The sequence below is a fragment of the Candidatus Villigracilis proximus genome (assembly GCF_016717045.1).
GTDB lineage: Bacteria > Chloroflexota > Anaerolineae > Anaerolineales > Villigracilaceae > Villigracilis > Villigracilis proximus.
In genome coordinates, this window is the sequence record NZ_JADJUO010000037.1 from 75336 (window position 1) to 81381 (window position 6046).

A 6046-nucleotide genomic window follows, 5' to 3' on the forward strand; every position below is an offset into this window, starting at 1 on the left:
ATACTTAACCCAAGATGGATTTGCAACCGGACATCGCCGGATTAGGTCACACAGAGCGGGACCGCTCTCGCTTTCTTCCCGCGCTTGAAGACGGAGTGATCTCTGCCTGGCTCTCACAACAAACGGCCGGCACGGGTCAACCTCTAGCCGGTAGCTGGCTGCTCGACCCATTCGGATTCTCCCCGCGGCTGGTACTTGAGGCCGCGCGCAGCGGATATCGCGTACTGGTGACGGCAAATAACCCGGTCACCCGTTTTTTGCTGGAGATGTTTGCCAATCCGCCGGCGCAATCTGAATTCACAGCCGCACTCGCAGATCTGGGCGCAGTCAAAAAGGGGACGAAAGACTCGCGGGGCATCTGCAATCTTTATATCTCACGTCATGCGAAAATGTGAACAAAAATATATGCTCATTCTTTTTATGGCGCAAAGGGAGAGGATATTCCCTACGCGCGCATATGAATGCCCGCACTGCGGCGACTCGGGCGAGCTAGCATCACCGAAGAAGATATAGAACGTGTCAAAAAATCGCAAGACAGATACCCGCATCGCTCACGCGCCTTCGAAAAAGTTGTCGCATTAAACGATGAAGACCGCATCTACGCCGAAGAAGCCATCGGATATTATTTACCGCGTCCACTGTATGTGATCACAACCGTTATCAACCGTCTTGATAGTTTAAATTTATCACCCGAAAGAAAACGCGCATTGACCGCTCTGATCCTTGTCGCATGTGACGCGGGCAATACGATCTGGGCGCACCCGGCGGAACGTCCACGGCCGAAGCAGTTGAGCACGCCGAATCAATTCCGCGAGCATAATGTGTGGATGATGCTTGAGCTTGGATTAAGCCTGTGGACAGAAACCGGTTCAACGGTCACGGTTGAAGCGTGGCCTACGAAAATTCCAGAGAGTGGCGGCTTCTTAATCTACGAAGGTCATATGACAGACCTCGCAAATATTGTCAAAAAGGAAATTCCGATCGCGGCAGTGATCGGCTCGGTGCCGCATACTAATCAGGCATTTTGGACTCTCTCTGCTTTATGGGCGGGCTGGCTGTGGGGCAAGGATGCGGTGGAGCAGTATAAAGCTTGCGCCGCCGCCGATATGATTGGGCATGGAACGCCACCGCGTTGAATTCTGCTTTCAATCATCTGGGGGATTTGCTGCCCGAAGGCGTGACGTTTTTTGCGCTGCTACCTGAACCCGAGCCCGCATTCCTTACATCCGCTTTTACGGCGGCAAGCGCGGCAAAATTTTCGTTGCAAAGTGTGGCATTGCGTACCGAACATGATGCAGTGCAAGTCGTATGGAAGAACGAGCAAAAACGAAAAGCAAAAAAAACAAGCGCAGATATTTTACTCAATGCAATTCAAGAATATCTTCTGCTGCGCGGCGAACCTGCTCCTTATTTACACATCCACGCCGCAGGCTTGATCGCTTTAGCCGAAGCAGATTCTTCTTAAGATCCCTGAGCAGGAATTTGATGAAGCACTGCGAAAGAGTTTTATGGGATTGCTCACGCCATCCAAAGGTTTGATCTACGCCATTTTAAATTCGTACGCAGAAAGAGAATCAGGCTATTGGAAATTGCGTGACGAGGATATTGCAGCAACACGGCGTGAAGAATTAAATAATATTTACAAATTGATCGAAGCCGTCGGAAAAAGATTAAACTATACAACGCGCAAGCAGGATAAACTTCTGCACTGGGAAGAAAACGGAAACAGGGTGCGCACATTTAACGTATTGGCTTCGGCCCTGCTCGGGCGCGCAGTGCAGGATGCCGCGCCGGACACCATTATTGTCATCCCCGGCGGACGGGCAGCGCTCGCCGCCTATCAGCAGGATCGCGCCCCGTCGCTCGCGGCACGCTTGAAAAAGCATCCGCTGGTGAAATATCGTTTGTTGCGCACCCTGCTCAAGGTCCCGATCTTGACCCGCGAAACATTTGAAGAACAGATCGCCAGCGACCCCGTCGAAAAATCCACGGGACAGATGATGATGTTTTAAAGTACATGAAGTTCACCTTGATAAACGGAGATACCCATACGGGCACAATGTGAACAAAGATTTAAAAACATCCTTTTTTATCACTGATCGCATTGCACCTGCATGGGTGTCTCTGATGAAAATCAATTTGCATAATTTCTAAAAACAAGGTAAAAAATGAAAAGATTTTTTTACACGCTGTTAATCACAACTTTGCTGACGTCCTGCATTTCCGTCTCAACCGATTCAAATCCTCCCACGGTTGGACCAGATTTCGTAACAGCCACGCTGCCCCCCACCAAACAATCCTATGTTCCCCCCACATTGACCCCAACTTCAGAGATTGTAAACACGCCAACGATTGCGATCACCGCTCCGCCAAACTGCACTGACAGCGCCGTGCTTACGTGACGTGACTATTCAGGACAATACGCAGGTGAAAGCAAGCGAAAAATTCACAAAGACATGGGAATTTCAAAACACAGGCACTTGCCCGTGGATTAATTACACGCTGATCTTTGCAGCCGGTGACGCAATGGGAGCGCCTCTTTCCGCGCCGATACCTGTTACTGTTTCGAGTGAGAAGGCACTCGTCTCTGTCGACTTGACCGCACCCGCGGCCAGCGGGACATACACCGGGTATTTCACATTACACAACTCAGCAGACAAGATCGTGATGATCGGTGTTGAAAAAACATTCTGGGTAAAGATCGTTGTGGGCAGCGGCGTCATTGTCCCAACCAGTTCTTCGAGCACAAGCCCGACGCAATCAGTCAATACGACAACAACGACTACAACCAACTGCAACTACAGTTCTAATGCGGGATATATCAGTCAGATCGCATCGTTAATAAACGCAGAACGCGCAAACGCCGGTCTGCCCGCGTTGACAGTTAACTCACAGCTTGCTGCATCTGCACAAGGTCACGCCGCAGACATGGCATGTAATAACATGATCAGTCATACCGGTTCGGATGGCTCATCAGCATACTCTCGTATTCTGGCTTCAGGGTATTCGCCTTCATATTCAGAAGAAATCATCTACGGTGGAGGCGGTCCGCAGGCGGCCATGAGTTGGTGGATGAGCGACCAGATCCATCGTGACGCGATCTTAAATCCACGGTCAACGGAAATCGGGGTCGGATATGCATATTTTCAAATGGCGCGTATGGGGATTATATTGTTATAGATTTTGGAAGCCCATAAATTTATAGTTGCTACAAAAATAAAAAAAATTATATAACCTGTATAAGCGGATTCAGTAACGGATTACTGCGCAAAACGGATAAACGGATAAAGAATATATTCAAGTTTAAAAATCAACATTTGGCATGATCGGTTGATATTCAGGAAATATCTCATTTGTGGCGGGGTTATTTAATCGTTTGGTTAATATTTCAGAAAGCACATCGCGGTAATCCGTTGTGACTGCTAAATCACCCGGCCCGATCAGTTGACCTTCCGCCAGTCCCGGCCATTGCCCGTGGACTTTGCCACCGTCTACATTGCCACCCAACACCATCATCATACTGCCGTGACCGTGGTCTGTGCCGAGGCTGCCATTCTCAGAGGCACGCCGCCCAAACTCGGACATGGTGACGGTGGTGAGTTGATTTTGATGGTCTGCCATATCGGCATGGAAGGCGGCGAGTCCTTCGGCGAGGTCTTTCATCAGGTTGGGCATGATACCAGCGGATGAGCCCTTGCGCAAATGCGTATCCCAGCCGCCGAGGTCAATGGCTGAGACTTCGAGTCCCACTTCCGCTTTGATGAGCATGGCGGTTTGTTTGAGGGCGAGGCCGAATTCGGTGTCGGGGTAATTATTGGAGATTGGAGATTGGTAATTTGTGGGGTCAAGTCTTTGGAGAGTATCCATGATGGATAAAGTCTCTTGTCCCAGAATGTCATTGGCGTAGACGGTTTCAAGCGAGGCGCGCATTTGCTGCAGGATGCGCTGGTCGCCGCCGAGGTGGAAATCCGCGATGGAACGCAGGGCGGAGACTGGCACACTTCCGCTCAAACTACGTTGTGGGCGGGTGCCCATTCCCACGGCACGCAAGGGAGATGTGTTGCCTGTGTTCAAAGTCGCGAGGTGACGTCCAATCCAGCCTGAGGCGGGACCGCGTTCATCGTCGACGCCGCGCTCCATGAGTTCCATTGCTTTGAAGTGACTGCGAGATTCATCAGGTGCGCCGCAAGCATGGATGATGGCAAGTTGCTCGCTTTGCCATGCTTCAAGCAGCGGACTCATATTTGGATGCAAACCAAAAAAATCCGTCCAAGTCAACACTTCTTTCCTCTTTCTTCTTTCTTGAATCATCAGGTCTCGCAATTCCCAATGACGGCCGCAATTGATAATAGGCGTCCTCGCCATGTGGCACGACCATGTTTAATACATCCGCTGCACCGCGGAGAAAAACGACGACGAGTGTATCTCCGCGCGGGGCGGTGTTGACAGGGGCAAAGGATAAGCGGGGGAGCCAGGTTTGAGTAAGCATTAAAAAATCTCCATTATTCGTAGTAACGACTTTAGTCGTTACAAAAGCGACTGAAGTCGCTACTACATAATCAACGCCATTGAAAGGCAGGGATGCAATGATGCTCGCGGCGATGATCTGACGAGTCTCTTCATCGGTGGCGCCTGCTGCTCGGACGGTATCAATTATTTCGTTACGGGCGAAGCGATCTAACCGGGCACCTACTAATAAAGATGAAATCGCATCCACATCGTCTTGCAAAATGCCGGTAGATGAGACATCCAATAAATTTTGCAAATTATGTTTCGTGTCATTGAGTTCGTCCCGAATCAGCGCGAAGGCAAATTGCCAGCGCGGCATGAGGTTGCCCTGCCACGCCTCGCTGGTGTCGGGGTAGCCCTCGGGCGTGGGCCAGTTGAAATAAAGGCGCCCCCATGCGGACGAGATAATCGTAGCAATACCATCAGTTTCAACGTTGAGCATACGCAGCGCGGACAAAAGAAAATTGACGGGACGTTTGTATTTGTCTTTGCGCGAGCGGCAGGCCATCGAGCAGGATGACACTCAGCACAGATTTGATATCGCCATTCGTGTTGAGAAAAGTTTGCGCGGCTTTTTCGATGAGCTGCTGTGGCGGATTATCGGCGATGAAGCGACGCGCGAGTTTGGTGCAGATAAATTTTGCAGTGGATGGATGCATGACCAGCATTTCGATGACTTGCTCCGCCTCTTTAATACCCGACGACTGAATCGAAAGACCCAAAACATTTTTCTCACCCGTGTCATGGATGTCTTCCTTGAAGACGAAATCGCCAAGCCAGAAATGTTCCTTAACATTCCAACCCGTGAGACAGCGAGCGAGTTCCATCACATCTTTTTGAGAGTAACCGCCGTCCACGCCAAGAGTGTGAAGTTCCATTAACTCACGCGCATAGTTTTCGTTGGGATGACTTTTCTCGTTGGCTTGATTATCGAGATAGATCATCATCGCTGGCGAATGCGCAGATGCCCACACAAGGTCGCGGAAATTACCGAGCGCATGTTTGCGGATCACTTCGCGGTCATCCACGGTTTTGAGGAAGAACTCTTTTTCCTTGTCCATGAAGATGTTGAAGTGGTCACTCCAGAATTCAACCATCACTTCGTAGAGTTGACGTTTGCTATAAAGCTGTCGCAGGAAAGTTGCCTGACGCAATTCGTTGGGGACTTTCTCGCGGTCGTATCCATCGAAGAGTTGATTGCTGATTCCTTCGAGTTCGTTGGCTTCCATGTTTAGTGTGTCGAAGGTTGAAAGTTGAAGGTTGCAGGCTAAGTCGTCGATGGTTTCGAAGTTGAGTTGTTCTTCAATATAGTTTTTAATCATTTCCTATAAAGCGGGCGCTCCACCCTGCTGCGCCAAAGGTGAGGCGATTTAGCGCGAGGAAATCGCTTGCGGTAAGCGCTGTCCACGGAACGGTGGGAAGGTCTCCTGCGAGTTTGCGATACGCTAGTGCGGGAGCGCAAGATGAGAGTGCGGCACTCCGCTACGCTCGCGGTAACGAGGGAAGCGAGTTTGAGGAAGTCACGTCGAGAGAGGGT

General features: G+C 50.3%; 10 protein-coding genes. 6 read left to right on the forward strand and 4 right to left on the reverse strand.

All coding sequences use genetic code 11. The features are described from left to right. Nucleotides 1-20: 20 nt before the first annotated feature. The 6 genes from IPL71_RS25295 to IPL71_RS25320 all read left to right on the forward strand — a co-directional run bounded on the left by IPL71_RS25295 (nucleotide 21) and on the right by IPL71_RS25320 (nucleotide 3180). Nucleotides 21-395, forward strand: coding sequence for a hypothetical protein (locus IPL71_RS25295; protein WP_345326499.1), 375 nt, complete (start codon nucleotides 21-23; stop codon nucleotides 393-395). A 66-nt stretch (nucleotides 396-461) separates the two neighbouring features. Next, on the forward strand, nucleotides 462-1136 hold the full coding sequence (locus tag IPL71_RS25300; protein WP_345326501.1) for a hypothetical protein: 675 nt from the start codon (nucleotides 462-464) through the stop codon (nucleotides 1134-1136). After that, nucleotides 1091-1465 carry a hypothetical protein gene (locus IPL71_RS25305; protein WP_345326503.1) on the forward strand — a complete coding sequence of 125 codons (375 nt, stop codon included), beginning with the start codon at nucleotides 1091-1093 and terminating at the stop codon, nucleotides 1463-1465. Before IPL71_RS25300 ends, IPL71_RS25305 begins: the two co-directional genes overlap by 46 nt. 43 nt (nucleotides 1466-1508) lie before the next feature. Beyond that, complete coding sequence (locus IPL71_RS25310) at nucleotides 1509-2012, forward strand: hypothetical protein (protein ID WP_345326505.1); 504 nt, start codon at nucleotides 1509-1511, stop codon at nucleotides 2010-2012. A gap of 156 nt (nucleotides 2013-2168) precedes the next feature. Next, nucleotides 2169-2402: a lipoprotein gene (locus tag IPL71_RS25315; RefSeq protein ID WP_345326507.1), complete on the forward strand. Its 234-nt coding sequence runs from the start codon at nucleotides 2169-2171 to the stop codon at nucleotides 2400-2402. Between the two features lies 1 nt (nucleotide 2403). Continuing rightward, the gene (locus IPL71_RS25320; protein WP_345326509.1) at nucleotides 2404-3180 is read left to right on the forward strand and encodes a CAP domain-containing protein; all 777 of its coding nucleotides are present in this window, start codon (nucleotides 2404-2406) and stop codon (nucleotides 3178-3180) included. Nucleotides 3181-3303: 123 nt separating this feature from the next. Here the strand turns inward: IPL71_RS25320 and IPL71_RS25325 are convergent, their stop codons facing one another. The 4 genes from IPL71_RS25325 to IPL71_RS26340 all read right to left on the reverse strand — a co-directional run. Further along, nucleotides 3304-4281, reverse strand: coding sequence for a DUF1501 domain-containing protein (locus IPL71_RS25325; RefSeq protein ID WP_345326511.1), 978 nt, complete (start codon nucleotides 4279-4281; stop codon nucleotides 3304-3306). Further along, nucleotides 4226-4951, reverse strand: coding sequence for a DUF1800 family protein (locus IPL71_RS25330; RefSeq protein ID WP_345326513.1), 726 nt, complete (start codon nucleotides 4949-4951; stop codon nucleotides 4226-4228). Before IPL71_RS25330 ends, IPL71_RS25325 begins: the two co-directional genes overlap by 56 nt. Further along, complete coding sequence (locus IPL71_RS25335) at nucleotides 4938-5831, reverse strand: DUF1800 domain-containing protein (RefSeq protein WP_345326515.1); 894 nt, start codon at nucleotides 5829-5831, stop codon at nucleotides 4938-4940. Before IPL71_RS25335 ends, IPL71_RS25330 begins: the two co-directional genes overlap by 14 nt. Then, the coding region (locus tag IPL71_RS26340; RefSeq protein WP_514130861.1) for a twin-arginine translocation signal domain-containing protein at nucleotides 5828-6046 on the reverse strand (219 nt) is incomplete at its 5' end. The genes IPL71_RS25335 and IPL71_RS26340, both read right to left, overlap by 4 nt.

Excerpts from the sequence above, each read along its gene's own strand:
- IPL71_RS25300 (WP_345326501.1), top strand. The coding sequence starts at position 462 with ATGCCCGCACTGCGGCGACTCGGGCGAGCTAGCATCACCGAAGAAGAT.
- IPL71_RS25330 (WP_345326513.1), bottom strand. The coding sequence starts at position 4,951 with ATGCTCAACGTTGAAACTGATGGTATTGCTACGATTATCTCGTCCGCA.
- IPL71_RS25335 (WP_345326515.1), bottom strand. The coding sequence starts at position 5,831 with ATGATTAAAAACTATATTGAAGAACAACTCAACTTCGAAACCATCGAC.
- IPL71_RS25315 (WP_345326507.1), top strand. The coding sequence starts at position 2,169 with ATGAAAAGATTTTTTTACACGCTGTTAATCACAACTTTGCTGACGTCC.
- IPL71_RS25310 (WP_345326505.1), top strand. The coding sequence starts at position 1,509 with ATGGGATTGCTCACGCCATCCAAAGGTTTGATCTACGCCATTTTAAAT.